Source organism: Flexivirga lutea, assembly GCF_054778955.1.
Genome location: NZ_BAAGZB010000002.1, coordinates 761,780 through 785,905, shown reverse-complemented (window position 1 = coordinate 785,905; position 24,126 = coordinate 761,780). Strand labels below are relative to the sequence as shown.

Here is a 24,126-nt window from a genome sequence, read left to right as displayed (position 1 = left end):
GATTCCGTATCGGTAGTCATGACATTGAGTCAACATCCACGATGTAGGACTCACCATAATTGAAAAAGGCAAATATTTGTGCCATCGTCCAGCGTGATGGACGTTCTCAGTGACATGCTTCAACGGTCCCGGGCGCGCGGGGCCGCGTTCTCGCGGTCTCGCCTCAGCGGTGATTGGGGCGTGCAGTTCCCCGTCAGCGGAGCCTTGGCAATTCACGCGATCGTCGAGGGAGAGATGTTCGCGTGGACCGATGACCCGTGCCGGTCGACACGTGTGCTCGGAGGGGACGTGCTGCTGTTACGTGCCAGCCCGCATCATCTGGCCTCTTCACCCGGCCGACCAACTGTGCCGTTCGCGTCGCTGCTCGACGCCGATGGCGTGTCGCTGCGGGCGGGTCCGTTCGTCGGTAACGCGGCGGCTGACTTCTGTTGCGGGGCGTATCTGTTCGACGGGGACCTGTCACGCCCGCTGATCGACGCGTTACCGGACCTGGTCCGGCTGCGGCCGCTCGCCGGCAGTCCGTTGCGGGTGACGATCGACCTGCTTGTCAGTGAGATGGGCAGCGACGGGCCGGGTCAGCAGGCGTTGCTCGACCGACTCCTCGACGTTGCGTTGGTGCAAGCACTGCGTGTGTGGTTCCGGGAAGCCGACGACGTGCCCGGCTGGTTCCGCGCCATGGAGGAGCCGGCGCTCGGTGACGCGCTGCGCGCGCTGCACGCCGACCCGGCGCGTCCGTGGACGGTCGGCGAGCTGGCCAAGACCGTGGCGTTGTCACGCTCCAGCTTCGCCCGCCGGTTCACTGAGGTTGTTGGCGTGCCGCCGTTACAGTATCTGGCACAGTGGCGCGTCGCACTGGCCAAGGAGCGGTTGCGGGACACCGATGACGGTCTCGCCGCGATCGCACGGTCGGTCGGCTACGGCTCGGAGTTCTCGTTCGCGTCAGCGTTCAAGCGCCGGGTCGGTGTCGCGCCGGGCCGCTGGCGTGCGCAACATGCTCCGGGGCGTGCCGAAGCCTCGTGACCCGTGAGTCAGCGCCTCTCGTACGGCGCTTCCGTCCGTGACGCCCGCGCCGCCACGAGCGGCAGTGGCGATCGTCAGCGAGGATGCCCGTTGCGTTGCCAGCCGATGTAGTCAGCATTGGCGTGCTTGCTGTCCAGCGCAGGAGTGCAATCGGTGTCGTCGCGGATGCGCATGGTGTCGAGGTATGTCGGAGCGTGTGGGATCCTGCGTCGGGCAGGTCACCGACGTCGCCTTCGTTCTGTCATGACCGGCAGGCCACCGATGAAGCCTGAGTCGACGGTCAGCTCAATCATTGGCTTGCCTTCCGTCAGCGTGTGCGGCGCAGTGCCGGGTCGAGAAGCGCCGGTGGAGCATCGTTCTTCTCGCCCGGAGCTAGGTCGGTGCCGGCTGCGACGATCTGGTCGATCGCGTCGAGGACGTCGCTGTTCAGCACGGTGTCGGCGGCCGCCAGCTGTGAGGTGAGGTGGCCGACGGTGCGCGGCCCGATCAGGGCGCTACTCACGCCGGGGTGGGACGTAGCGAATGCCAAGGCGAGCTGGATGAGGGTCAGGCCGGCCTGATCTGCCAGGGACGTGAGCTTCTCGACGGCGTCCATCCGCGCTTGGTTGACTGGCTCCGCGAGGTCGAAGCGCTGCGGCATGAACGCCGAACGATGGGTGGTCACGTCCCTGTCACGGCGCACCGCACCGGAAAGCCATCCCGAGGCCAGCGGGCTCCACACCATCACCCCGAGCCCGTAATGCTGCGCCACCGGGAGCACGTCCCGCTCGACGCCGCGTTGCAGGATCGAGTAACTGGGCTGCTCGGTGACGAAGCGTCCCGTTCCGGCCCGGGCTGCGGCCCATTGCGCCTCCACCAGCCGGTAGGCAGGGTATGTCGAGGTGCCGAAGTAGCGAATCTTGCCCGCGCGCTGCAGATCCGTCAGGGCTCCGAGCGTTTCCTCATCGCTCGTGGCAGGGTCCCACCGGTGAATTTGGAAAAGGTCGATGTGGTCCACTTGGAGGCGGTGCAGGCAGGCGTCGAGGGCGGTGACCAGCCAGCGCCGGGATGCGCCTTTATGCCCGACCCCGTCATCCATCGGCAGTCCGGCCTTGGTCGCCAGCACGACTTCGTCGCGGTGGCCGCGAAGGGCAGTGCCGAGCAGTTGCTCGGATTCGCCGCCGCTGTAGACGTCGGCGGTGTCCACGAGGTTGATCCCCGCATCGAGCGCGCTGCGAACGAGCACGTCGACCTCAGCCTGTGTCGTGCGGCCCATTCGGCCGAAGTTCATCGCTCCCAATGCCAAGTGACTGACCTGGATCCCGGTGGCGCCGAGTGTGCGGTATTGCATGAATTATCTCCTGGGTGGGTGTGGCCATGAGTGCGCTGGTCCGGCATCATCGATCCGGAACGACGCTCCACCAACTTATCGGAACATTGTTCCGTTTATCAAGGAGATTCTTTGACACCTGCTGCCGATCCCTCCGGTCTCAACCCCGGCGCGCATCATGAGCGGGCCGCCTCGGGCCGGGCGCGACGTGCCGACTCGCGCCGCAACGAACAGACTTTGCTCGACGTAGCAGCGCGGGTGTTCGCAACATCAGGAATCGATGCCCCAGTGCGAACCATCGCCGCCGAGGCCGGAATCGGGGTCGGGACCCTCTACCGCCACTTCCCGACACGCAGCGACCTCGTCACCGCGGTCTACCGCCACCAGGTCGACGCATGCCTCGAACTCGGTGAGACGCTGCTTCGCGAAGGCTCGCGGCCGTTCGAAGCGCTCCAGGAATGGGTCGGCGCCTTCGTCGACTTCCTAGCGACCAAGCATGGGCTCGCCAGCGTCCGCACCCAGGATGACTCAGCCGGAGGTCTGCACAGCTACTTCCTCGACCGCCTCGTCCCCATCTGCGACCGCCTTCTCGCCGCCGCACGCGACAGCGGCGACATTGCCGCAAACATCACCGGTTACGAACTCCTGCGCGGCATCGGCAACCTGTGCCTGTTCGGCGGAGACGAGAACCGGTACGACCCCCGCAGACTCACGCGTCTGCTCCTGATCGGCATCCGCGACAACGAGCAGGGGGCCTGACTCGCGTGTCCGAACGACGACTCTTCCGGTACACACACCTGCGCACTCGACCCTGACCAAGTCACGTCACCGCGCGGGGCACTGCGTGCGGCGCACTGAGGGCGAGCAGCGCACGCTCGTCCTCACTGCCGGGTTCGGCGGTGACGAGAACGACCTGCTGGTCGTCCTCTGCGACCAGCAGCACGTCGCAGTTGACCGTCACTCGGCCCGCGACGGGATGATCCACCGTCTTGATGCGATGCCCCGGGATACGGGTCGGGTCAGTGGTCCAGAGCGCGCGGAAGGTCTCGCTGCCGGCGTCCAGCTCGGCCAGCAGACGTACCAGTGACGGGTCGTCGGGATACCGCGTAGCGGCGGCGCGCAGCCGTGCCACGGCGACTTCGGCGAAGTCGTCGCTGGCAGAAGTCCAGTGCCGGCCGCGCAGGAAATAGTTGCGTGCGAGGTTCGGCTCGCCGGCCAGACCGGCGAACAGCGCATCGGCGAGTGGGTTGCTGGCAATGACGTCATACGTCGCGGCCGTGACAATGGCGGCTGTGCGAGGCAGTCGGCCCAGTAGCGCAGTCACGTGCGGGCGTACCTCGCGGGGGACCAGTCGCGGCGGAGTCGGCATGCTCCTCGCCAGCGCGAACAACCGAACGCGGTCCGCCGCATCGAGTTCCAGTGCGGAACTGAGCGCATCCAGCACCCGCGGCGACGGCGTAGCACCTCGCGCCTGCTCCAGCCGAACGTAGTAATCCACCGAAATGTTCGCACGCTCCGCGACCTCCTCCCGACGCAGCCCCGGCGTGCGGCGCCGGCGATGACTCGTCGCCGGCTGACGCAAGAGGGCGCGCCGTCCGCGCAAGAACCGAGCCAGCTGGGCTGTCGACATAGCGTTGCCTTCCGGGTGGTACGGACGGGGCCTGGTTAGTGCTGCGCTCCACGCGAACAGTACGTCTCATGAGATCATCTACTGCACTCGTGACCGGAGCAACCAGCGGAATCGGCCGAGAGATCGCACGACAACTCGTCAGCCTGGGCTGGACGGTGCTGATCGGCGCCCGCGACGGCGAACGTGGCAAGCACACCGCCGACGAGGTCGGCGGTCGAGCGTTGCGGCTGGACGTCACCCAGGCCGCCAGCATTGCCGCAGCAGCCGAGGCCGTCGACACCCTCGATGTCCTGATCAACAACGCCGGCATTTCTCTCGACACCGGAGAGGTCATCACTGACGTCGACACCGACGTGTTCCGGCGAACTTACGAGACCAATGTCTTCGGTGTAGTCGCCGTCACCAACGCCTTCCTTCCAGCGTTGCGTCGCTCGGCGCGTCCGCGGATCGTCAATCTCTCCAGCGGCACCGGCTCGCTGACGTGGAGCACCGGACCCAATCCGCAGTTCGACTTCCGCGCCGCGGGCGCCGGTCGTGGTGCGGCGTACCGGTCTTCGAAGACGGCGCTCAACGCGCTGACCGTCTTCTACGCGCACGCCCTCGCCGACGAGGGGATCAAGGTCAACGCGCTCGCGCCGGGACTGCGCGCGACGAATCTCAACCCGATCGCGGCCGCCGCCGGCGGTGATCCGGGCGAGGCCGCCTCCGCTGCAGTTCGACTCGCGACGCTGCCTGATGACGGCCCCAGTGGGCTGATGTTCTCCTACGACGACAGCGTCGCACCCTGGTGACCGAGGCTCGGCCACTGCACGGACGGCGAACTGGACGACGGTGAACCCTTCGCCCAGTTCGCCGCCGGCTCGAAGCTGCAGGGCGCTGCGGCCTCGGCGCCCCAGTCGCGCAGTGCGGCGTCAGCCAGGGGCGTTTCGCCGCAGTGCCAGCCGGGGCCGCTCCTCGCCCCCCATCGGTAGCGGCGCCCGCGGGGCGTCGCCGAGCACGTCCCGGGTGTGCTGCACGGCACGCTGCATGACGTCATCGAAGTGGTCCCGCGGGTGGTCTATCCAGTCCTGCCACGCGATGTCGAAGGCGAGCACAGCCAGCCGCGAGGCGAGCACCGCTTGCCGCTCAGGGATGTCACGCCGTGTAAGTCCTTCGGTCAACGCGTCACTGACTGCCGCCATCTTCGCGAGGTCGCGTTCGCGCAGTTCAGGGGATGATTCGATCAGCGCGCGCACGGCCGGCGCGAATGCGCGGATCCGTATCCCCACCCCGGCGAGGGTCAGCTCGTCGTGCGCGTGCGCGCCGTGGCGGTCAACCCGGTCGACTGGATCATCCAGGTCGCCGGCAGGCTTTCGTATCGATGGCTGCGCTACCCGACCGTCCTGGGCGCCGACCTCGCCGGCGACGTGGTCGAGGTCGGTGCTGGCGTGACCCGCTTCGCTGTCGGCGACCGTGTCATCGGCACCGCCGTGGGCACCGACAAAGACAGCAACAGCGCCGCCGAGGGCGCGTTCCAGCACTACACCGTCGTCATCGGACCGGCGCCACGGTGCTCATCTGGGGCGGCTCCACCAGCGTCGGCACGCAAGCCATCCAGCTTGCGGTCGCGGCCGGCTACGACGTTGTCACCACCTGTTCACCGCGCAACTTCGCCTACGTGCAATCGCTTGGGGCGACGCGAACCTTCGACTACAAGAGCGCCACCGTCATCGACGACATCGCCGCCGATCTTGCTGATCGCACGGTCGCAGGCGCGATCGCCATCGGCGCCACCAGCGCAAACGGATGCGCCAGAATCCTCGCCCAGGGCCGGGGCCGCAAATTCATCTCCATCGCGACGCCACCGGTCTCCTTCGAGGGTCTCGCCCCCGAACACCGCACCCGGTTCACCGTGCTTCGCACAGTGTCGCGGCTCATCTCCTCGAACGTTGTCCTGCAGTTGCGTGCCCGTGCCCGTGGCGTCACCTTGAAATACATCTGGGGCACCTCCCTCAAGAACAACGAGGTCAGCGACATCATCTTCGGCGACTTCCTACCTGCTGCGCTGCCCGCCGGCACCTACCGAGCGCTTCCGGAGCCGCGGGTTGTCGGCGTCGGTCTCCACGACATCCAGCGCGCCCTCGACGTGCAACGCGAGGGAGTCTCCGCAACCAAAGTCGTCGTCACGCTCGACCCACCGCGCTGAAGGCCGGGGCTACGTCGACCTACGAGAAGCCCGGGTTGACGCTCGACATCTTGCGCACCGACGCCAGGTGGCCGCCGAAGTAGCCGCCGGCGCCGACACACGTCAGCCCGGCGAGCCCGATCATCGCGCCGCGGCCGCGATGACTGCGCCTGCGCGCCCGATATGACGCGCAGAACAACGCGATCCCGGTGGCGTTCGTCAAGGCATGGACGACCCCGATCCGCTGCTCGCGGCGGCCGGCGTGTGCCAGTTCGGCGAGGCCGGTCAGCGCGGTGGGCCAGGCGGCCAGCAAGCCGAGCCCGACCAGCCGGCGCGCGGCCGGTGCGGCGTGCCGGCCGGCGAACACGTCCAGCGTGCTCGCGGAGATCCACATGCCCAGCGGCGCCATGGTCAGCGCCGGATGCACCGCATGGCCGAGCCACTTGCCCTGCAACAGGTCTCGCCGGGTCGGCGAGATGACCAGCGCTGCACTCAGCGGCGCGACGACCTTCACGACCTGATCGAGGCCATCGTTGCTTTCGAGCGCAGTTGTAAGTCGTACCAACGGATTTGCCGAACTCATGAAGCCTCTCCTGACGCCTGACTGCTCACGCCATACCCCTGGAGCGGGCAGCGAAACCGGCTGCCGGCGTCCCCGTCCGTCAGCGAAAGGCCCGCAACCGCAGGCTGTTGGTGACCACGGACACCGACGAGAACGCCATCGCGGCGCCGGCGAGCATCGGATTGAGCAGGCCGGCCGCGGCGACCGGGATCGCCACGACGTTGTAGCCGAAGGCCCAGAACAGGTTGCTCTTGATGACGGCGAGGGTGCGGCGGGAGAGGCGGATGGCGTCCGCCGCCACCCGGAGGTCGCCGCGGACCAGGGTGATGTCGCCGGCCTCGATCGCCACGTCGGTGCCGGTGCCCATCGCCAGGCCGAGATCCGCCTGGGCCAGTGCGGCCGCGTCGTTGACGCCGTCGCCGACCATCGCGACCACCCGGCCCTCGGACTGTAACCGGGTGACGACGTCGACCTTGTCGGCCGGCAGCACCTCGGCGAAGACGTCGGCTGCGTCAATGCCGACCTGTCCCGCCACGGTCCGGGCGACCCGCTCGTTGTCGCCGGTGAGCAGGATGGGGCGCAGCCCGAGTCCGCGCAGTTGCGAGATCGCCTCGGCGGAGCTGTCCTTCACCCGATCGGCGACCACCAGCACCGCGCGGGCGCGGCCGTCCCAGCCGACGGCAACCGCCGTCTGGCCGCGGTCCTGCGCCTCGTCGAACGCATTCTGCAACTCGCCGAGACCACCTTCCGACCACTGCTCCAGCAGCTGCGGCCGGCCGACGAGCACAGCGTGGCCGTCGACGATGCCCTGCACGCCGAGGCCCTCGACATTGGCGAAGTCCTCGACGGCACCCAGCTCGCCGGCCTCCCGGGCCGCGTCGGCGATCGCGCGCGCGATCGGGTGTTCGGAGGCGTCCTCGAGTGCTCCTGCCAGCCGCAGCACCTGCGCAGGGTCCTCGCCGTCGGCGATGTGCGTGGCGGCAAGGGTCATCTCGCCGGTGGTCACCGTGCCGGTCTTGTCCAGCACGATGGTGTCGACCGTCCGGGTCTGCTCCAGCACCTCCGGTCCCTTGATGAGTATGCCGAGCTGCGCGCCGCGTCCGGTGCCGACCATCAGCGCGGTCGGGGTGGCCAGGCCGAGCGCACACGGGCAGGCGACGATCAGCACGGCGACGGCGGCGGTCAGCGCACCCGCCGCACCCGCGCCGGTGGCCAGCCAGAAGACGAAAACGCCCACTGCTACGGCGATCACGACCGGCACGAAGACTCCGGAGATGCGGTCGGCGAGCCGCTGCACGGCGGCCTTGCCGGTCTGCGCGTCCTCCACCAACCGCGCCATCTGCGCCAGCTGGCTGTCGGCACCGACGCGGGCGGCGCGCACCACCAGGCGGCCGGAGGCGTTGACCGTCGCACCGACGACCATGTCGCCGGCGGAGACGTCGACCGGGATCGATTCGCCGGTCAGCATCGACGCGTCGACCGCCGAGCGGCCCTCCTCGACCACGCCGTCGGCGGCGATCTTCTCGCCGGGGCGGACGACGAAGCGGTCGTCAACGACCAACGAGGACACCGGGATCCGTTGTTCGGTGCCGTCGCGCAGCACGGCGACGTCGCGTGCGCCGAGATCGAGCAGCGCTCGCAGTGCCGCACCGGCGTTGCGCTTGGAGCGGTGCTCCAGATAGCGGCCCAGCAGGATGAAGGTGATGACGCCGGCTGCTGCCTCGAAGTAGATGTTGGACGTGCCGTCGCTGCGTTGGATGGTCAGCTCGAATGGGTGGCGCATCCCCGGCATACCGGCGTCGCCCCAGAAGAGCGCGTAGACCGACCAGGCGAATGCCGCTGTCGTGCCGAGGGATACGAGGGTGTCCATGGTGGCGGCGCCGTGCCGCAGGTTGGTCCAGGTCGCCCGGTGGAAGGGCAACGCGCCCCATACGACGACCGGGGCGGCCAGCGTGAGGGACAGCCACTGCCAGTTGTCGAACTGCAGTGCCGGCACCATCGCCATCGCGATGACCGGCACGGACAGCAGCGCGGAGACGATCAGCCGGGTGCGCAGATCGCGCAGGGCCGCGGTAGCGGGGGAGTCGTCGGCGTCGTCCAGTGCCGTTGCGTCGGAGGCGTCGGCGGTGTCGCGTGCGGCCAGCGGCGGTTTCGGGAGGGTCGCGCCGTATCCGGCGGCCTCGACCGTTGCGACCAGGTCCTCGGTGGTGACGTTGTCGGCATACGTGACCTTGGCCTTCTCGGTCGCGTAGTTGACCGTGGCCTTCACTCCGTCGAGCTTGTTGAGCTTGCGTTCGATGCGGTTGGCGCACGATGCGCAGGTCATCCCGGTCAGCAGCAACTCGACATCGGTGCCGCCGATCGGCTCCGCCGTGCCTGGTGATGTCGTCGTCGCGCTCGTGCTGGCATCCGTGCTCATGAGCGCCTCCTTCGTCTCCATTGTCCTCGGCCATCGCCGCATGCGGACGATCTGCCCGGACACGACACAACCATATACCCCATAGGGGTATTCCCAAGTGTGGCCGAATCGTATGGCGATCGCCGCCCGGGTGAAGCGAGCGCGCACGGACCAGTCGGCGCGAGGAGAACCGCTCGGTGCCCGGGGGTGGCCGCAGGAACGTATTCAATTTCCTGGAGGAAAGAATCGCCTGCATGTCGGCATATTCAGCCTGGAGAATCTTCACTTGCAGGGTATTTGATTGTCGTCAGGCCTTCCGTAATGTGTCGAACACAGATACCATGGATACATGAACCAGCCAGCCGATGAAGCGCCCGAACGGGGTGGGCTCTCGGCTGCGGACTCGACCGCCGCCGAGAAGCTCGACGCCGCGTTCGGGCTGCTGGCGGCCGCATTCCAGGACTCGCGGACCGACGCCCTTGGCTTGACCCGGGACGACCTGATCGACCAGGTCGTGCTCGCGCAACGCGTGCTCAACACGGTGTGGGCGCTGCAGTCCGCCCGTCTCGCCCAGGCCGGGGCGATCGAGGACACGTGCAGGCCGGACTCGCGGGACCCGCGCGGGTTCCGCGACCCGCAGGTCCGCCACTCCATCGGGTCCTTCCAGGCCGAATTCATCGGCGCCGACATCGGTCCTCGACTGGGCTGGACCACCGGCCACGCCCGCGCCAGAGTCCAGGAAGCCACCGAGGCGATCACCCGCACGCCCAGGTTGTTCGGCCGGGTCGGCACCGGTGACCTCGAACCCGCCAAGCTCGCCGCCGTGCACCGCGCCCTCGGCCGCGTGTTCCGCGGGACTGTCGAGGACGGCACACCTGCGACCCTCGACGGGTCGCGCACCGTCGAAGCTGCGTTGCTGGGCGAAGGGGACGATGCCGATGCACCGGGCACCACCGATGCGCAGGCTGCTGCGGTCGAGCAGGCCGGCGTGGATCTGCTGGCGAGGCAGTCCGCCCGCCAGGTGCAACACCGCACCGCCCGCATCCTGTCGTCGATGGACCCGGTGGCTGCCGACCGTGCCGCCGCCGCGCGCCGCCGTGACCGGGTCGGCGTGTTCGCGCATCCGGACGAAGAACCCGGCCTGTCGCACCTGCACGCGATCGTCCCCGCCGCGGTGGCCGCGAAGGTCATGACCGCGGTCGACCGGCACGCGCGCGATCTGCACGCCGACACCACCACCGACAAGACGCTGGCCGAGTGCCGCACCGACGCCCTGGCCGACCTGGTCCTGGCCAACGCCACCGTCACCACCCACCTGGTCGTCCAGATCCCGGTCCACACCGGCTCCCGGCCGCCGTTCGACGGTGAATCCGGGGGTTCCGGCGCGTTCGCACACCCCGTCACCGGGCTGACCGGCTTCGCATCCGGGTGTCCCGCCCCGAGCCCGGCGTGGTCCGCCGGCCCGGTGGTGAAGTCACAGGACACCATCGACCGCGAATTCAACGATCTGCTCAAACGGCTCTACCCGCCCGACCCCGGCGGTTGCGCGGACTGGGAGCTCGACGACCCGAGCGACTCCGCGGGCCGATGGCGACCACCCGACGACCTCCGACCGGCCGACATTCCACCGAATGCCACCGAACCGGCCGATGCCCAGCCGGTCGACACCGCGCGAGAGCCCCGGGCCACGGCGGCGCGGCTCGGTGATGCGACGGTGCCCGGCATCGGCGTCATCCCCGCAGCCGTGATCGAGGCGATGTCGCGTTCGTTCGGGACGACCATGACCCGTGCGCTGGTTGACGCCGGCACCGGGATCACGCTCGAGACCTGCGAGGCGCGTTACCGGCCGAGCGCACGGCTGCAGCACTTCGTCCGGACACGGGACGGGCACTGCCGCTTTCCCGGCTGCACGCGCGCGGCGCGGTGGTGCGACCTCGACCACGTCGATCCCTGGCCGCTGGGCCCGACCTCGGCTGCCAACCTGCAATGCCTTTGTCGACACCACCACCGCACCAAGCAAGCCCACGGCTGGTCCGTCGTCATGACGCCCCTGGGCATCTGCACCTGGACCAGCCCGACCGGCCGCACCTACGTCACCACCCCCGGCGAATAGGCGCCCGATCCGCCGGCCGCGGCGACACAGATGAAGCGGCGACAGTGGGCTCGGTGGCGGTCATGCGCCGTTCGGCGCGGTATGGCGATCGGTGCTGAAGCGAGACCGCAGGGTCAGCGCGACGTACACCAGGCCGACCAGGGCCGGCACCTCGATGAGCGGTCCGACGACTCCGGCGAGGGCCTGCCCGGAGGTGACGCCGAAGGTGGCGATCGCCACGGCGATGGCCAGTTCGAAGTTATTGCCCGCAGCAGTGAACGCCAGCGTGGCAGTCCGGTCATAGGGCAGTCCGACGGCCGTGCCGAGCGCGAACCCACCGCCCCACATCACCGCGAAGTAGACCAGTAGCGGGACCGCGATCCGGGCGACGTCGAGCGGGTGATCAGTGAGCTGATGGCCTTGCAGAGCGAACAGGATCACGATCGTGAACAGCAACCCGTACAGCGCCCACGGGCCGATGCGGGGCAGGAACGTCTGCTCGTACCACGCCCGGCCCCTGGCGCGTTCGCCATACCGGCGGGTGAGGAACCCCGCGAGCAGCGGAACCCCGAGGAACACCAGCACGGAGGCCGCGATGTGCCACGCGGACACGTTCAGGTGCTCCTGCTGCAGACCGAGCCAGCCGGGCAGCACGGAAAGGTAGAACCAGCCGAGGGCCGCGAACGCGATCACCTGGAACAGCGAGTTGACGGCCACGAGCACGGCGGCTGCTTCCCGGTGCCCGCCGGCCAAGTCGTTCCAGATGATCACCATGGCGATGCAGCGGGCGAGGCCGACGAGGATCAGCCCGGTCCGGTATGGCGGCAGGTTGGGCAGGAACACCCAGGCGAGAGTGAACATCAGCAGCGGGCCGACCACCCAATTCAGCACCAGCGAGGTGGCCAGCATGCGCCTGTCGCCGGTGACGACGTTCAGCCGGTCGTAACGAACCCTGGCCAGCACGGGATACATCATGATCAGCAGCCCGAGCGCGATCGGCAACGACACTCCCTGCACGGCGACCGCGCTCAGCGCGGTGTCCAGACCGGGAACGACTCGGCCGAGCAGCAGCCCGGCCACCATGGCGGCGCCGATCCAGAGCGGTAGGAACCGGTCGAGGGTCGACAGTCTCGCCAGCAGTTGTGCGTCGGCGGTGGCCGGCTCGGCAGTGTGCGCGTCGGTCACGGTGTCATGCCCCGGCGGCCGTTTTGACGGCGCGGATCAACGCGGAGTGCATGCCGTCGGCGGCCTGGTGGGTGAACGTGACCTCGGCGCCGGTGAACCCAGCAGCCGACAGTCCGTCCAGGTATTCGCTGCGGGACAGTGCGCCGGCGATGCACCCGACATACGAGCCGCGCTCGGCCCGGTCGGCCGGGGTGAGGTGGTCCTCGGCGACGACGTCGGAGATCCCGATCCGCCCACCCGGCGTCAGGACGCGGAACATTTCGGCGAGCACGGCCGGCTTGTCGGTCGACAGGTTGATCACGCAGTTGGAGATCACCACGTCCACCGCCCCGTCGGGCAGCGGGACGTCCTCGATGGTGCCCTTGAGGAACTCCACATTGCGGGCACCGGCCTTGGCCTTGTTCGCGTTGGCCAGATCGAGCATCTCGTCGGTCATGTCCACGCCGTACGCGTGCCCGGTGGGTCCGACCCGACGTGCGGACAGCAGCACGTCGATGCCTCCGCCGGAACCGAGGTCGAGGACCTTTTCGCCCGCGTGCAGCTCGGCGACCATCATCGGGTTGCCACAGCCCAGTGATGCCGCGACCGCTTCGGCCGGCAGCTCACCCTGCTCGTCGGCCGAGTACAACGCCGCGCCGAAGGCGTCGTCGACCTCGCCTGTCCCGCCGCAGCAGGACGCGTTGTCGGTCGGCGCGCCACACGACTGGTCGGCGTCGACCACGTCCAGGGCGTTGCGATCACCGCGGGTCACAGCAGTCGCCGCAGCGGCATACCGGGCGCGCACCTGCTCGCGGGTCTCGTGGGTGAGGTCGGCCATGATCCATCTCCTATTGAAGAACTTCGATGCGACACATCGTGCACGACATATCGACGGTCGTCAATGTGTCACCTATCATGGTCGCCATGAGCACCAGGGCCGAGCTGCCGATCACGCCGGTAGGGATCGCAGCCTGCTGCTCACCGCTGACCGGCGGCATCCTTGACGACGAGTCCGCGCAACAACTGGCCCGGGTGTTCAAGGCATTGGCCGACCCCACCCGTGTCCGGTTGGTGTCGCTCATCGCGGCCGCCGAAAGCGCCGAGGCGTGCCTCTGCGAGCTGACCGACCCGGTCGGGCTGAGCCAGCCCACCGTGTCGCACCACATGCGGCTGCTCGCCGAGGCCGGCCTGGTGACCCGCGAACAGCGCGGCAAGTGGGCCTACTTCCGGCTCGTCCCTGACGCGTTCGAGGCCCTGCGACGCGCGGTCAGCCTCGACTAGTCGCCCAAGAGACTCGTCGGCACACGCTGCGGGAGCTCCTGCCGGGCCGACCGCGGCGCCCCTCGACCGAAATTCGGCTGCATTCGTGCGGCGCACCGGCGACGATCAACGAATGACGATCGAGCGCGCCACCGCCGACTTCGACGGGCTCGGGCTGGAGCCGGCCACATTCGCGGGCTGGCAGGTGCGCACGCTGCGAATGGCCGATGCCGCGCAGGTCGCCGCGGCGATGGCTGCTTCCCAGCTGCACGACACCGGCGAGGTCGCCGTCGAGGAGGCCGACATCGTCGGAGACTGGCAACGACCCTCCTTCGACGTGGTCGCCAGCACCGTCGGCGTGTTCACCCCGCACGGCGAGCTCGCGGCATACGCCGAGTACCCGGGGGCCGACCGCTACGACGCGACGGTCCGACCGGCATACCGCACAAGGGGTGTGGGCACCGCCCTGGCGCGTTGGGTGTGCACTCGGGCCAGGGCCGCCGGGGCGACGGCCGTCGGTATGCCGGTGCCGCGCGGTTCCGACGGGGAGCGCCTGCTGCGCAGCCTCGGCTTCGCCGAGCGCTGGACCTCCTGGACCCTGCGCCTGCCGCCGGACGTCCGGCTGCAGCAGCCGCGCTTGCCCGATGGTGTGCATCTCCGGAACGCCGTGTCGGGACCGGACCGGGCTGCGGCATACGACGTGATCGAGGACGCCTTCCTCGAGTGGTCCGTCCGGCAGAAGGCGTCCTACGCCGACTTCACCGCGCAGACCTACGAGCGTCCCGGCTTCGCCGACTGGCACATGCGCATCGTGTGCCGGGAGACGCCGGACGGTGACGACGTCGTGGGAGCGGTGTTCTCGATCATCGACACCAACACCGGTGCGCTGTATGTCGACCGGCTCGCCGTACGGTCCGACGCGCGTGGTCAGGGGCTCGCCCGCGCGCTGCTGGCCGACGTCTTCGCTCTCGGTCTCGCCCGGGGCGCCACCGGGTGCGAGCTGTCGACCGACTCCCGGACCGGTGCGCTCGGGCTCTACACCGGGCTCGGCATGCAGGTCACCGGCACCTGGGTGAACCTGGCCGCGGCACTCGGGTGAACCCGGCTTCGCCGGCCGAAAATGTTCTGTGTTGGATCTGGCACTCTCGATTGGAGAGTGCTAACTTTTGGTTCGTAGGAATTCGTGGTCGGTTGCCTCCGGGTGATCGGTAGGCAGCCCTGGATCTTGTTGGAGGTTGCTATGCGCTCTGACTCGCTTTCTGACTTCGACGCTCTTGCCCGCAATCTGCTGGGCATGCGGGCCGGCTCCGCCCGGTCGCCGCAGTTCATGCCGATCGACCTCTATCGCATGGACGACAACTACGTGCTGCACGCCGACCTGCCCGGCATGGATCCCGGCAGCATCGACGTCAATGTCGACCGCGGTGTGCTGACGTTGACCGCGCACCGGACGCCGCCGCCGGAGAACGACGTGCAGTGGCTCACCAGCGAACGCTTCGCCGGCGTCTATCGGCGTCAGATCAGTCTCGGTGACGACATCGACACCGAACGGATCACCGCCAGCTACGACAACGGTGTGCTCAACTTGACGATCCCGGTGCACGAGCGTGCCAAGCCGCGCCAGATCCGCGTCGCACACGGCCGGGACAGTGACCAGAAACTGGTGGCGACGACCTCGGAGCAGTCCCGGACCACGGCGGAAGGAGGCGAATGAGTAGAGCTGACAGAGTGATTCGCACATAGTCCGATGGCCGGGCGGGACTCGGCAGGGTGTCACGGCCCGATCTCGTCCTCTCGTATGTCGTCCGAGTCCCGCCCGGCCACCGTCGTTGATCCGCCATGCTGGGTGGGGACGCTCCCGCGAGCGCGTACAGGCGACGGAAAGGACCACCATGTCGACGGAGACCGAGCCGGACCGGACGCCCACCGCGGCGTCGAACGCCGAGAACGCTGCGGCGATAGAGGTTGACGCCGCCTACATCGCACACAACTATCACCCATTGCCCGTGGTGGTCGCCGAGGCGTCGGGCGCCTGGGTGACCGACCTGGACGGCAAGCGCTACCTGGACTGCCTCGCCGGCTACTCGGCACTCAACTTCGGCCACGGTCACCCGGCGCTCCTGGCGGTCGCGCACGCCCAACTGGACCGGGTGACACTGACCAGCCGGGCCTTCCACAACGCAGAGCTCGGGCCGTTCGGCCGGGCGCTCGCCGCGCTGGCCGGTAAGGACATGGTGCTGCCGATGAACACCGGCGCCGAAGCGGTCGAGACCGCGATCAAGGTCTCGCGCAAATGGGCGTATGACGTCAAGGGCGTTCCGGCGGATCAAGCGAACATCGTTGTCGCACAAGGGAATTTCCACGGCCGCACCACGACAATCGTCGGCTTCTCCGACGATCCGGGTGCGCGCGACGGCTTCGGACCGTTCGCGCCGGGCTTCCGCTCCGTGCCGTACGGTGACCTCGCCGCGCTCGAAGCGGCCGTCGACGACGACACCGCCGCCGTCCTGATGGAGCCGATCCAGGGCGAGGGCGGCGTGATCATCCCGCCGGACGGATTCCTGCGTGGCGTGCGCGAGCTGACCACCCGGCACCGGGTGCTCTTCGTCGCCGACGAGATCCAGTCCGGGCTCGGCCGCACCGGCACGACGTTCGCCTGCGACCTGGAGGGTGTCGTCCCCGACATCTACGTCCTCGGCAAGGCGCTGGGCGGTGGCATCGTCCCGATCTCGGCGATCGTCGCCGACCGCGACGTCCTGGGCGTCATACACCCGGGAAACCACGGCTCGACCTTCGGCGGCAACCCGCTGGCCGCCGCCGTCGGCCACGCGGTCGTGGATCTGCTCGCCACCGGTGAATACCAAACGCGCGCAGCGAGACTCGGCGAGCGGCTCGGTGACGGTCTGCGGGCACTCATCGGCCGCGGGGTGCTCGCCGTGCGCACCCGCGGACTGTGGGCCGGCGTCGACGTCGACCCCGCGCTGATGACCGGCCGGGAGCTGTGCGAACGACTCGCCGCCCGCGGTGTCCTGGCGAAGGAGACCCACGGCTCGACGGTGCGGCTCGCGCCGCCGCTCGTGATCGACGAGGCCGACCTGGAGTGGATGCTCGAGCTACTGGAGGCGGTCGTCACCGGCGCGGGCTGAACGGCGCCGCGAAGCAGCTGCGTCGCCGGCTCACTCGTCGCGCTGGGCAGCCAGCACGACGGCCCGTCCGGCGTCGTCCTGCGGGCTGAGCTGCAGCTGTGCGGTCGGTCGCAGCCCGGCCGTGCACAGCATCGCCACCAGCGGCTCCGGCTGCCAGCGGTGCGTGGTCCAGGAGACCGGCACGTCGCCATACGCCTGCGTGCGCCGCACGTCTTCGTCGCCGACGTGCGTCGCGAGGATGAACTGCCCGCCCGGCCGCAGTGCCCGGGCACTGTGCGCGAGCACCGGCGGCACCAACGCATGGCAGGTTGAACGGCGACGACCACGCCAGGATCCCGCCGTGCGACGCCGGCGGCAGCTCGAGCTCGGTCCACGAGTCGACCTCGAAGTGACACCCCGGATGCAGCCGGTGCGCATCGGCGATCATCCGCGGCGACAGGTCGACGCCCGACACATCCGCCCGCTCGCGGCGAGGTCGGCCGTCACGGTGCCGGGCCCGCAGCGCCTCCGGTGCGTGACGTCAGACGCGACCAGCGCGTCCTCCGCTCGCTGTTCACCGGTGTTCATCAGGGTTCTGCTCCTGCTGTCGGCGCCGGCCGGTCGCGTCGGCCGGCACGTGGTCCTCGGCGAAATCGGCGAGCGCGGCGGTGATCCGGGTCAGGAAGTCCAGCACGACGCTCGCCTGGTCGGTCGTCAACTCGCCGGTGATCCGATTGATGTCGGCGATGAGCGGCCCGAGGGCGGTGCGGACGTCGTCGTATGCGGACGGTGTGGGGTTCAGGCTGGTGCGCCGGCCGTCGTGGGGGTGGGCACCGCGCGTCACGTGACCGCTGGTGACCAGGCGATCGACCAGCACGGTCGCCGAGGCCGAGCGGATGCCGAGCAGACGCGAGAGATCGCCGACACCCATGGGGCTTGAGCCGGAGGTGATGTGGTCCAGCGCCAGCAGATCGGTGACACCGACGCCCACCCGGGACGCCAGCTGCCCGTGCACGGCCGGGGCGACCTGCAACAACCTGCGCAGCTGCTGGCCGATCTCCCGGCCGAGCTGCGCTGGATCGCCGACCGTGCTCATCCCTGCATCGTATCGGTGGCGGCCTGATCCATAGGCGCCCTAACTCGGCTACCGGCTGTTGCGGCGCGCGATCGACCCGGTCAGCGCGGTGGCGAAGAGGCACCACCCGGCATACAGCCCGATGCCGGCTGCCTTTCCCCGGCCCGTGGCGCCCGCCCGGCGGGCCAGGTCGGCCGAACTGGCAGTGAGGACAGCGCATTCGACGGCCGCCGGCCAGGGTCGGTGGCCCCGGAAGAACAGCGCGGTCCAGCCGGCGTTGAGCACCATGTTGGCCGCCAGCGCCTGCTCCAGTTGCCGGCTCCGGGCCGGGTGGCCGGTTTCGGCGAGCTCCGCGCTGCTGCGGGCGGTGGCCACCGCCGTGGTGGCGTACAGCAGCGTCCACACGGTGGGGAACGCCGCCGGCGGCGGCTGCCAGGCGGGCTTGTCCAGCCGGCGGTACCACGGCGAATCCGGTGTGGTCAGCAGCGAACCGGCGACCGCGGCCGTGCCGACGACCGCCGACGTGCGGGCCAGCGTGCGGATCCACCGGTGCGGCTCCAGGTCGGTGACCGCCGCCCGGATCGCGTCGGCGAAGCCGGTCCGGCCCCGCGGGGGCGGCCCGATCGCGTCGAGCACGTCGTCCTCCTGGCAGATCGCGTCGTGCACCAGGCTGCCGACCAGCGGCCGGGCGATCCCCGCGGAGATCGGCGTGACGACCTCGACCCACAATCCGGCCAGCCGGGGCGTCAGCACCGGCACGCTGATGATCCGTCGTGGCCGCAGGCCGACGATCTGGGCATACCGCTGCATCATCTGCGCGTAGGTCAGCACCTCCGGGCCGCCGATGTCGAAGGTGCGGTTGGTGTCGGCGGGCAGCTCCGCCGCGCCGGCCAGGTAGTGCACCACGTCCGCGACCGCGACCGGCTGGATCCGGTTGTCGACCCAGCGCGGCGCCACCATCGCCGGCAGCCGCTCGGTCAGGTGCCGCAGCATGTCGAACGATGCGGACCCGTTGCCCAGCACCACACCGGCCTGCAGCACCACGGCCGGGATCGGACCGTCCAGGAAGACCCGCCCGACCTCGACCCGGGACGCCAGGTGGTCCGAGAGCTCACCTTCGGGGTGCAGCCCGCTGAGGTAGACCACCCGGGCGATCCCGGCGTCGGCCGCCGCGTCGGCGAAGGTCTGCGCCATCGCCCGGTCGCGCCGCCGGAAGTCGCCCCGGCCGTCCATCGAGTGCAGCAGGTAGTAGGCCGTCTCGACCCCGTCCAGCGCGCGACGGCAGTCGGCCGCGCGGGACGCGTCACCCTCGACCACCTCGACCTGTCCCGACCACGACTGCCCGCTGAGTCCGGACGTATGACGGGTGAGCACGCGGACCGTGTGCCCCCGCTGCAGCAGTTCCGGAACGAGCTGTCCGCCGATGTAACCGGTCGCGCCGGTGACCAGCACGAGTGCCATGGTTCAACCTCCTGTGGGTAGGACGACGGGTAAGAGGAGCAGCATGCCCAGCGACCAGATCAGATGGGTGATGATCGGGGCGAGGATGCCGCCGGTGACACGGCGTTGCAGACCGGTCAGCAGGCCGAGCGCGGCCGCCGCGAGCACCAGCAACGGTATGCCGCTGCCGGCCGTGGCCAGAGAGTAGACCGCGGTCGAGACGAGCACGGGATATCGCCGTCCGACGGCGGCATACAGCGCCCCGCGGAAGTAGATCTCCTCCGCGACCCCGTTGGCCGCGGTGATCAGCACGATCGCCGGCAACGAGCCCAGCCGGGCGTGGTCCAGCAACCGCACCACCGGGTCGCGCAACGCCGGCAGATGGGACACCAGCAGGCCGCCGGCCAGGAAGACGGCCAGCAGCAGCGCACCGAGCGCCAGCGACTGCACCACCGGCCGGGCCCGGTCAGAGCCGGCCCGGGTGTGCGCGCGGCCGAGGTGGAGTGGACCCGAGAGCAGGCCGCCCACCGTCCAGACGACGGCCAGCACCGCCGTCGCCAGGTAGAACGAGGGATCGCCGGCCCGGATGCGCAATGCCGCTGCGAGCAGCGCCGCACCGACCACCAGCGTGGCCAGCGCCACGATCCGTCGCCGCCGGAACGCCGCGTCGGTCTCCCGGTGGTCACGCGGCACCGGCACGACCAGCGCCGCCCGCACGAACGAGCGCACCTCCCGCACCGGGTTCACGAACACGACCATCGGCATCAACCCGAGGCCGACCGGGCGGGGTGGGCGCTCACCGGCCGCCATGGGCCTGCCGCACGCACCGGTCCCGCCATCAGCGAAGACCGTTGAGGACCGTGGTCATGCGGTCGACCGTCTTGTCGGCGACCGGTCGCATGAACAGCTGCAGCAGCGGATCGAGGACGACATGCAGCCGGCTGCGCAGGGTGATGGTGGCGGTGTAGGTGATGCGGGTGCCGCCTTCCGGCGCCGGCGCGAGCTGTATGTCGTCGCGCGAGTCGGCGGAGTCGTTGGAGCCCTCGAAGACGAGGCGGTGCTCGTCCGTGCGGGCCAGCACGTAGGTCAGCGTCACCGAGCGGCCCAGGAAGCGGGACTCGTTGCGCCAGCGACTGCCCACCGCGATCGGTCCGCGCTCGAGGCGTTCGCACCGCTGGGTGCCGGGATCCCACTCCGTTGCATGGCCGAAGTCCTGCAGGTACGCATGCGCCACGGCCGGTTCGGGTCGAACGAGAAAACTTCGGGAGATCTTCATCGACGGTGCTCCTGGAGACTTCGCGCGGCGTTCGGGTGTCGTGCAGTCGAATTCACCGTACGTCACGGGACGCGGACGGTGATCAACGTGTGCTCACGGCGGCGGGGTGACCGGCGGAACCCGCAGGATGCTGAGGAGTAGGACCTCGCCCGGCGCGAGGGGCGGCGTGGCGAATCCGATCGAGCTGATGGCGGACCCGGGCAGCGCGAGATCGGGGCCATGCAGCCTCGCGAAGGAGTCCTGGACCGGCCAGTCCAGCGGGGCGAGGTGCACTGCGGCGATGCGGTATGTCGAGGTGGGAGACAGCCCGGGTAGTCGCAGCGGGGGAGGCGTCGCCGACCGCACCGCATCATCGGCAACGAGTTGAAAATATGCCTCGGATCGATCGGCGGCGACGATGCCGTGCACGTGCAGACCGTCCTCGATGGAGTCGGACCGCACGACGGTGCCCGACGCAACGAGTCCGCGAACTTCCTTGTACCAACTGATCCAGTCGCGCAACGCACGGCGTTCGGCCTGCTCGATGCGGGTCAGATCAGCCTCGATCCCGGCGGCAGCGAAGCTGGCGGTTGCGACGCGCAGAGCCAATGAGGAAACGCGCCCGGTCGTGTGCGCGGTCGCCGCGCCGACGTGGCTGCCGATCAACTCCGGTGGGACCAGTAAGGAGGTCCAGCGCTGGGTCGCCTGCCGTTGCAGTGGATCCAGCGAATCGCTCGGCCACACCCGGATCACTCGCTCCAATACCCCCAGGTCCACTCGGGCGCCCCCGGACGAACAGGATTCGATCTCCAGGCGCGGGTGCCGGGTGAGGAGTTCGTCCATCAGCCGGTAGGTCGCGAGCGTCTGACGATGGCTGTGAGGCAGCAACAGGTCGCGGTTCTGATCCCATTTGAGGAACGAGATCGGATATTCGCGCACCAGAGCGGACAGCTGATCGCGGACCGTGCCGAAGGCCGCTGGATTGCTCAGATCGAGCATGTATTGGTGCCGCCACGAAGGTGGCAGGTGCCCGGTGGAATCGCGCAGCACCCACTCCGGATGAGCGCGCGCCGCGTCGGAGTCGAGACTGATCATCTCCGGCTCCACCCAGAGGCCGAAGTCCATCCCGAGGCGTGTCACCGTGCTCGTGAGCGGATGGAGTCCGTGAGGCCACCGCTGTGGGTCCACGGACCAATCGCCCAGTGCCCTCCGGTCATCGATGCGCCCGCGCATCCAGCCGTCGTCCAGGACGAAGCGCTCCACGCCGACCTCGGCGGCGCGCTCAGCCAGTTCGATCAACCTGCTTTCATCCTGATCGAAATACACGGCCTCCCAGGTGTTGAGCACCACTCGAGGCGTACGTTCGCGGGCCGGCCGGCGAAGGGCCTGCACGTCGCGAACCCAGTCGTGGAACTGGCCCGAGACGGCGTCGAGGCCCTCACCGTGCGCAGCGAACACCCGCGGTGCACGGTAGACATCCCCGGCGCCCAGGCCGACCTCACCGCTGTCCAACCGTTCCCCGGCAGCCAGGACAGTTGGACCGAGCGGTGAGGATTCTGCCGACAACTCGTGATCGCCGCTCCACCCGACGTGCACGGCCCACACCTCCCCATGCCGGAACGAGAAGCCCGGCATGCCGGCGACCATCACGAACGGCGTGTCATGGCCGGTGCGGCCATGCCGGCTCTGCCGAACCCAGGCGCCGTGTTGCAGGCGGTGCCGCTGCGGGCGTCGCTCCGCCGCCCATCTGCCGCCGAAATCGAGTATCTCCTGAGCGGCCGACGGCACCGGGAGAGTCACCATGGAACGCTCGACTCCCAGATCGGTTGCGCCCGCATTGCGGATTTCCTGGTCGATGAGAAGCAGACCCGAACGGCACAACTGATAACGGAGTCCTACTGTTACCGCGGCTCGTTCGTCGTGCATCGTGACGGTGAGCACCCCGTCTCTCCCGGCGTCGAGGTCGGCGCGCCGCAGGTGCAGCGGACAGAGCTGAGAGTCGCGCACCACCGCCAAACCGGGTCGGCCGGTCCACGCCTCCGCCAGCACCGGCAGGGCGCTGACGGGCAACGGAAAATCGATCGAACTGGGCGGCACCGCGGGAATGACCGCATCCGCGATGGCCGCGAGCTCCTTCTCGGAACACGGCCCGAGTTCGGCCCCCCAATGGACGATCACGGGTGCGTGCGGGCCCCGGGCATCCAGCACGAAACTGGTGCCCGGGGCGCACAGGTGAAAGACGGATCCGATGACTGACTTCTCACTTCACCGGTATGGACTGGGCTTTGAGAGCCGCAATCGTCTTCTGCTGCCCGGTCTTTAGCGCGCCGGTGAGCGTGCCGGAGCCGCTGAGCGCGGCACCGAACCCGTCGGACACGTCGTTGTAAGTCTGGGTCATCGTCGGGCCCCAGGTGAAGTCGGGCTGCACCTGAGTCGACGCCTGCTTGAAGACGTCGTAGATCCGCTGACCGCCGAAGAACGGCTGCCCTGCCTGGAACGCCGGCAGGTCAGCACCAGCGGTCGCCGCCGGATAGAGGCCTCCCAACTTGTTCTCCAGTGCCAGAGCCTGCGGATTCGTGTTCAACCACATGGCGAACTGCGCAGCTTCGTACGGGTGCTTCGATCCCTTCAGCACCGCGGTCGTCGATCCGCCCCAGTCGCCAGAGGATTTTCCGCCGGCAGTCCACTGTGGCATCGGAGCCACCGCCCATTTGCCCGCGGTGTGCGGCGCGCCGGTCTGCAAGGTGGTGGCGCCCCAGACGGCGGAGATCCAAGTCCATTGCTGGCCGTCATCGAACGACTTGTTCCAGGCATCCGAGAAGGATGCGAGCTTGGAAACCTGTTGGGCGGAGATGAGCTTCTGCCAGTAGTCCGCGACCTGGGTGGACTTCGAACCGGTCAGGTTCACCGTCCAGGTGTCGCCGTCGTTCTTGAACCATTTTCCGCCGTTCTGCCAGACCATCCCTGCGAACCAGTTGACGTCCGTCTTGGGGAAGTTGGTGATGTAGGAACCCTTCGCCTTGATGAGCGCTGCGTCCTTGGCATACTCCGCCCACGTCGTGGGCACCGGGATGTGTGCTGCCTTGAAGAGGTCCTTGCGGTAGAACATCGCGATGGGCCCGGTGTCCTGTGGGATTGCGTAGACCGCATTCTTCTCCCCGAAGGTCACCTGCTGCCACGTCCAGTCCACGAACTTCTTGTCGGCGCCGGCGACCGGCTGACAGTCCGCGATGTTGACCAGCCCGTCCTGCACCCGGAAATTCGGCAACGCATCGTATTCGATCTGCCCGAGGTCCGGTGCGTTACCCGCCTTGATCTCGTTGAAAAAATTCTGGTAGGTGCCGCTGTTCCCGTTGGGACCGATCTGGACCTTCACGTGCACCTTGGGGTGCTGCTTGTTCCAGAGAGCCACCACCTTGTCCATACCGGGAACCCAGGTGGTGAAGGACAATTGGACGGTGCCCTTGGAGGGTGCACAACTGGAGGAGTTGCCTCCACCGCTGCCGCCGGCCGTCGATCCGGAACCACCGCTCGAGCATGCGGTCAGACAGGCTGCTGCGACGAAGGCCACGCTCAGCGCGGCGGTCGTGGACGTTCTTTTCATCGGTGTGCCCTTCGTGTTGTCAGCTCTG

General features: G+C 68.9%; 24 protein-coding genes and 2 pseudogenes. 11 read left to right on the top strand and 15 right to left on the bottom strand.

Features of this window, described 5'->3' with window-relative positions:
* The first annotated feature begins 96 nt into the window (after positions 1–96).
* Entirely contained in the window at positions 97–1,020 is a 924-nt protein-coding gene (locus tag ACYVBN_RS10120; protein WP_460600402.1) for an AraC family transcriptional regulator, read from the top strand.
* Between the two features lie 307 nt (positions 1,021–1,327).
* Here the strand turns inward: ACYVBN_RS10120 and ACYVBN_RS10115 are convergent, their stop codons facing one another.
* Positions 1,328–2,350, bottom strand: coding sequence for an aldo-keto reductase family protein (locus ACYVBN_RS10115; RefSeq protein ID WP_460600401.1), 1,023 nt, complete (start codon positions 2,348–2,350; stop codon positions 1,328–1,330).
* Between the two features lie 111 nt (positions 2,351–2,461).
* On the opposite strand from ACYVBN_RS10115, the gene ACYVBN_RS10110 reads away from it, so the two are divergent.
* Positions 2,462–3,088, top strand: coding sequence for a TetR/AcrR family transcriptional regulator (locus tag ACYVBN_RS10110; protein WP_460600400.1), 627 nt, complete (start codon positions 2,462–2,464; stop codon positions 3,086–3,088).
* Between the two features lie 61 nt (positions 3,089–3,149).
* Here ACYVBN_RS10110 and ACYVBN_RS10105 read toward each other — a convergent pair whose 3' ends face one another.
* Both ACYVBN_RS10105 and ACYVBN_RS10100 read right to left on the bottom strand, forming a co-directional pair.
* Complete coding sequence (locus tag ACYVBN_RS10105) at positions 3,150–3,653, bottom strand: MmyB family transcriptional regulator (RefSeq protein ID WP_460600844.1); 504 nt, start codon at positions 3,651–3,653, stop codon at positions 3,150–3,152.
* Positions 3,654–3,728: 75 nt separating this feature from the next.
* Positions 3,729–3,959: pseudogene (locus tag ACYVBN_RS10100) on the bottom strand (helix-turn-helix domain-containing protein); the annotation flags it as partial.
* Positions 3,960–4,027: 68 nt separating this feature from the next.
* Between ACYVBN_RS10100 and ACYVBN_RS10095 the strand changes: the two are divergent.
* Complete coding sequence (locus ACYVBN_RS10095) at positions 4,028–4,750, top strand: SDR family NAD(P)-dependent oxidoreductase (protein ID WP_460600399.1); 723 nt, start codon at positions 4,028–4,030, stop codon at positions 4,748–4,750.
* A gap of 120 nt (positions 4,751–4,870) precedes the next feature.
* On the opposite strand, the gene ACYVBN_RS10090 is transcribed toward ACYVBN_RS10095, so the two are convergent.
* On the bottom strand, positions 4,871–5,227 hold the full coding sequence (locus ACYVBN_RS10090) for a hypothetical protein (RefSeq protein WP_460600398.1): 357 nt from the start codon (positions 5,225–5,227) through the stop codon (positions 4,871–4,873).
* Positions 5,228–5,248: 21 nt separating this feature from the next.
* On the opposite strand from ACYVBN_RS10090, the pseudogene ACYVBN_RS10085 reads away from it, so the two are divergent.
* A pseudogene (locus ACYVBN_RS10085) lies at positions 5,249–5,431 on the top strand (alcohol dehydrogenase catalytic domain-containing protein); the annotation flags it as partial.
* 77 nt (positions 5,432–5,508) lie between these two features.
* Positions 5,509–6,144, top strand: coding sequence for an MDR/zinc-dependent alcohol dehydrogenase-like family protein (locus ACYVBN_RS10080; RefSeq protein WP_460600854.1), 636 nt, complete (start codon positions 5,509–5,511; stop codon positions 6,142–6,144).
* A 19-nt stretch (positions 6,145–6,163) separates the two neighbouring features.
* Here ACYVBN_RS10080 and ACYVBN_RS10075 read toward each other — a convergent pair whose 3' ends face one another.
* Positions 6,164–6,706, bottom strand: coding sequence for a DUF2231 domain-containing protein (locus tag ACYVBN_RS10075; RefSeq protein ID WP_460600397.1), 543 nt, complete (start codon positions 6,704–6,706; stop codon positions 6,164–6,166).
* 79 nt (positions 6,707–6,785) lie between these two features.
* Positions 6,786–9,011, bottom strand: coding sequence for a heavy metal translocating P-type ATPase (locus tag ACYVBN_RS10070; RefSeq protein ID WP_460600396.1), 2,226 nt, complete (start codon positions 9,009–9,011; stop codon positions 6,786–6,788).
* Here ACYVBN_RS10070 and ACYVBN_RS10065 point away from each other — a divergent pair.
* Both ACYVBN_RS10065 and ACYVBN_RS10060 read left to right on the top strand, forming a co-directional pair.
* A complete protein-coding gene (locus ACYVBN_RS10065) occupies positions 8,983–9,189 on the top strand; it encodes a hypothetical protein (protein WP_460600395.1) in 207 nt (68 codons plus the stop codon). The two genes, ACYVBN_RS10070 and ACYVBN_RS10065, sit on opposite strands and share 29 nt — an antisense overlap.
* 243 nt (positions 9,190–9,432) lie before the next feature.
* Positions 9,433–11,196, top strand: a complete 1,764-nt coding sequence (locus ACYVBN_RS10060; protein WP_460600394.1) for an HNH endonuclease signature motif containing protein — start codon at positions 9,433–9,435, stop codon at positions 11,194–11,196.
* A gap of 60 nt (positions 11,197–11,256) precedes the next feature.
* On the opposite strand, the gene arsB is transcribed toward ACYVBN_RS10060, so the two are convergent.
* Together arsB and arsM are read right to left on the bottom strand one after the other, a co-directional pair.
* Positions 11,257–12,258 carry an ACR3 family arsenite efflux transporter gene (arsB, locus tag ACYVBN_RS10055; RefSeq protein ID WP_460600843.1) on the bottom strand — a complete coding sequence of 334 codons (1,002 nt, stop codon included), beginning with the start codon at positions 12,256–12,258 and terminating at the stop codon, positions 11,257–11,259.
* Between the two features lie 106 nt (positions 12,259–12,364).
* Positions 12,365–13,177: a class I SAM-dependent methyltransferase gene (gene arsM, locus ACYVBN_RS10050; protein ID WP_460600393.1), complete on the bottom strand. Its 813-nt coding sequence runs from the start codon at positions 13,175–13,177 to the stop codon at positions 12,365–12,367.
* An 86-nt stretch (positions 13,178–13,263) separates the two neighbouring features.
* Between arsM and ACYVBN_RS10045 the strand changes: the two genes are divergently transcribed.
* The 4 genes from ACYVBN_RS10045 (at position 13,264) to rocD (ending at position 16,745) form a co-directional block, all read left to right on the top strand.
* Entirely contained in the window at positions 13,264–13,620 is a 357-nt protein-coding gene (locus ACYVBN_RS10045) for a metalloregulator ArsR/SmtB family transcription factor (protein ID WP_460600392.1), read from the top strand.
* A 112-nt stretch (positions 13,621–13,732) separates the two neighbouring features.
* Positions 13,733–14,698, top strand: coding sequence for a GNAT family N-acetyltransferase (locus tag ACYVBN_RS10040; RefSeq protein WP_460600391.1), 966 nt, complete (start codon positions 13,733–13,735; stop codon positions 14,696–14,698).
* Between the two features lie 141 nt (positions 14,699–14,839).
* Positions 14,840–15,313, top strand: a complete 474-nt coding sequence (locus tag ACYVBN_RS10035) for an Hsp20/alpha crystallin family protein (protein ID WP_460600390.1) — start codon at positions 14,840–14,842, stop codon at positions 15,311–15,313.
* Positions 15,314–15,491: 178 nt separating this feature from the next.
* On the top strand, positions 15,492–16,745 hold the full coding sequence (gene rocD / locus ACYVBN_RS10030) for a PLP-dependent aminotransferase family protein (RefSeq protein WP_460600389.1): 1,254 nt from the start codon (positions 15,492–15,494) through the stop codon (positions 16,743–16,745).
* A 30-nt stretch (positions 16,746–16,775) separates the two neighbouring features.
* Here the strand turns inward: rocD and ACYVBN_RS10025 are convergent, their stop codons facing one another.
* From ACYVBN_RS10025 to ACYVBN_RS09995, 7 genes are all read right to left on the bottom strand, one after another.
* Positions 16,776–17,030 (bottom strand): hypothetical protein, encoded by a 255-nt coding sequence (locus ACYVBN_RS10025; protein WP_460600388.1) that lies wholly within the window; start codon positions 17,028–17,030, stop codon positions 16,776–16,778.
* Between the two features lie 268 nt (positions 17,031–17,298).
* Complete coding sequence (locus tag ACYVBN_RS10020) at positions 17,299–17,820, bottom strand: MarR family winged helix-turn-helix transcriptional regulator (protein WP_460600387.1); 522 nt, start codon at positions 17,818–17,820, stop codon at positions 17,299–17,301.
* Positions 17,821–17,868: 48 nt separating this feature from the next.
* Positions 17,869–19,260 (bottom strand): tryptophan-rich sensory protein, encoded by a 1,392-nt coding sequence (locus tag ACYVBN_RS10015; RefSeq protein WP_460600386.1) that lies wholly within the window; start codon positions 19,258–19,260, stop codon positions 17,869–17,871.
* Between the two features lie 3 nt (positions 19,261–19,263).
* On the bottom strand, positions 19,264–19,998 hold the full coding sequence (locus ACYVBN_RS10010; RefSeq protein WP_460600385.1) for a CPBP family intramembrane glutamic endopeptidase: 735 nt from the start codon (positions 19,996–19,998) through the stop codon (positions 19,264–19,266).
* 79 nt (positions 19,999–20,077) lie between these two features.
* On the bottom strand, positions 20,078–20,515 hold the full coding sequence (locus ACYVBN_RS10005; RefSeq protein ID WP_460600384.1) for an SRPBCC family protein: 438 nt from the start codon (positions 20,513–20,515) through the stop codon (positions 20,078–20,080).
* A gap of 93 nt (positions 20,516–20,608) precedes the next feature.
* Positions 20,609–22,672: an alpha-galactosidase gene (locus tag ACYVBN_RS10000; protein WP_460600383.1), complete on the bottom strand. Its 2,064-nt coding sequence runs from the start codon at positions 22,670–22,672 to the stop codon at positions 20,609–20,611.
* Between the two features lie 82 nt (positions 22,673–22,754).
* Positions 22,755–24,098 carry an ABC transporter substrate-binding protein gene (locus ACYVBN_RS09995; protein WP_460600382.1) on the bottom strand — a complete coding sequence of 448 codons (1,344 nt, stop codon included), beginning with the start codon at positions 24,096–24,098 and terminating at the stop codon, positions 22,755–22,757.
* Positions 24,099–24,126: the final 28 nt, after the last annotated feature.

Coding starts and splice junctions, on each gene's coding strand:
- ACYVBN_RS10120 (WP_460600402.1), top strand. CDS start 97: ATGGACGTTCTCAGTGACATGCTTCAACGGTCCCGGGCGCGCGGGGCC.
- ACYVBN_RS10115 (WP_460600401.1), bottom strand. CDS start 2,350: ATGCAATACCGCACACTCGGCGCCACCGGGATCCAGGTCAGTCACTTG.
- ACYVBN_RS10095 (WP_460600399.1), top strand. CDS start 4,028: ATGAGATCATCTACTGCACTCGTGACCGGAGCAACCAGCGGAATCGGC.
- ACYVBN_RS10075 (WP_460600397.1), bottom strand. CDS start 6,706: ATGAGTTCGGCAAATCCGTTGGTACGACTTACAACTGCGCTCGAAAGC.
- ACYVBN_RS10065 (WP_460600395.1), top strand. CDS start 8,983: ATGCGGTTGGCGCACGATGCGCAGGTCATCCCGGTCAGCAGCAACTCG.
- ACYVBN_RS10070 (WP_460600396.1), bottom strand. CDS start 9,011: ATGACCTGCGCATCGTGCGCCAACCGCATCGAACGCAAGCTCAACAAG.
- ACYVBN_RS10060 (WP_460600394.1), top strand. CDS start 9,433: ATGAACCAGCCAGCCGATGAAGCGCCCGAACGGGGTGGGCTCTCGGCT.
- arsB (WP_460600843.1), bottom strand. CDS start 12,258: ATGGTGGCCGGGCTGCTGCTCGGCCGAGTCGTTCCCGGTCTGGACACC.
- arsM (WP_460600393.1), bottom strand. CDS start 13,177: ATGGCCGACCTCACCCACGAGACCCGCGAGCAGGTGCGCGCCCGGTAT.
- ACYVBN_RS10045 (WP_460600392.1), top strand. CDS start 13,264: ATGAGCACCAGGGCCGAGCTGCCGATCACGCCGGTAGGGATCGCAGCC.
- ACYVBN_RS10040 (WP_460600391.1), top strand. CDS start 13,733: ATGACGATCGAGCGCGCCACCGCCGACTTCGACGGGCTCGGGCTGGAG.
- ACYVBN_RS10035 (WP_460600390.1), top strand. CDS start 14,840: ATGCGCTCTGACTCGCTTTCTGACTTCGACGCTCTTGCCCGCAATCTG.
- rocD (WP_460600389.1), top strand. CDS start 15,492: ATGTCGACGGAGACCGAGCCGGACCGGACGCCCACCGCGGCGTCGAAC.
- ACYVBN_RS10020 (WP_460600387.1), bottom strand. CDS start 17,820: ATGAGCACGGTCGGCGATCCAGCGCAGCTCGGCCGGGAGATCGGCCAG.
- ACYVBN_RS10015 (WP_460600386.1), bottom strand. CDS start 19,260: ATGGCACTCGTGCTGGTCACCGGCGCGACCGGTTACATCGGCGGACAG.
- ACYVBN_RS10010 (WP_460600385.1), bottom strand. CDS start 19,998: ATGGTCGTGTTCGTGAACCCGGTGCGGGAGGTGCGCTCGTTCGTGCGG.
- ACYVBN_RS10005 (WP_460600384.1), bottom strand. CDS start 20,515: ATGAAGATCTCCCGAAGTTTTCTCGTTCGACCCGAACCGGCCGTGGCG.
- ACYVBN_RS09995 (WP_460600382.1), bottom strand. CDS start 24,098: ATGAAAAGAACGTCCACGACCGCCGCGCTGAGCGTGGCCTTCGTCGCA.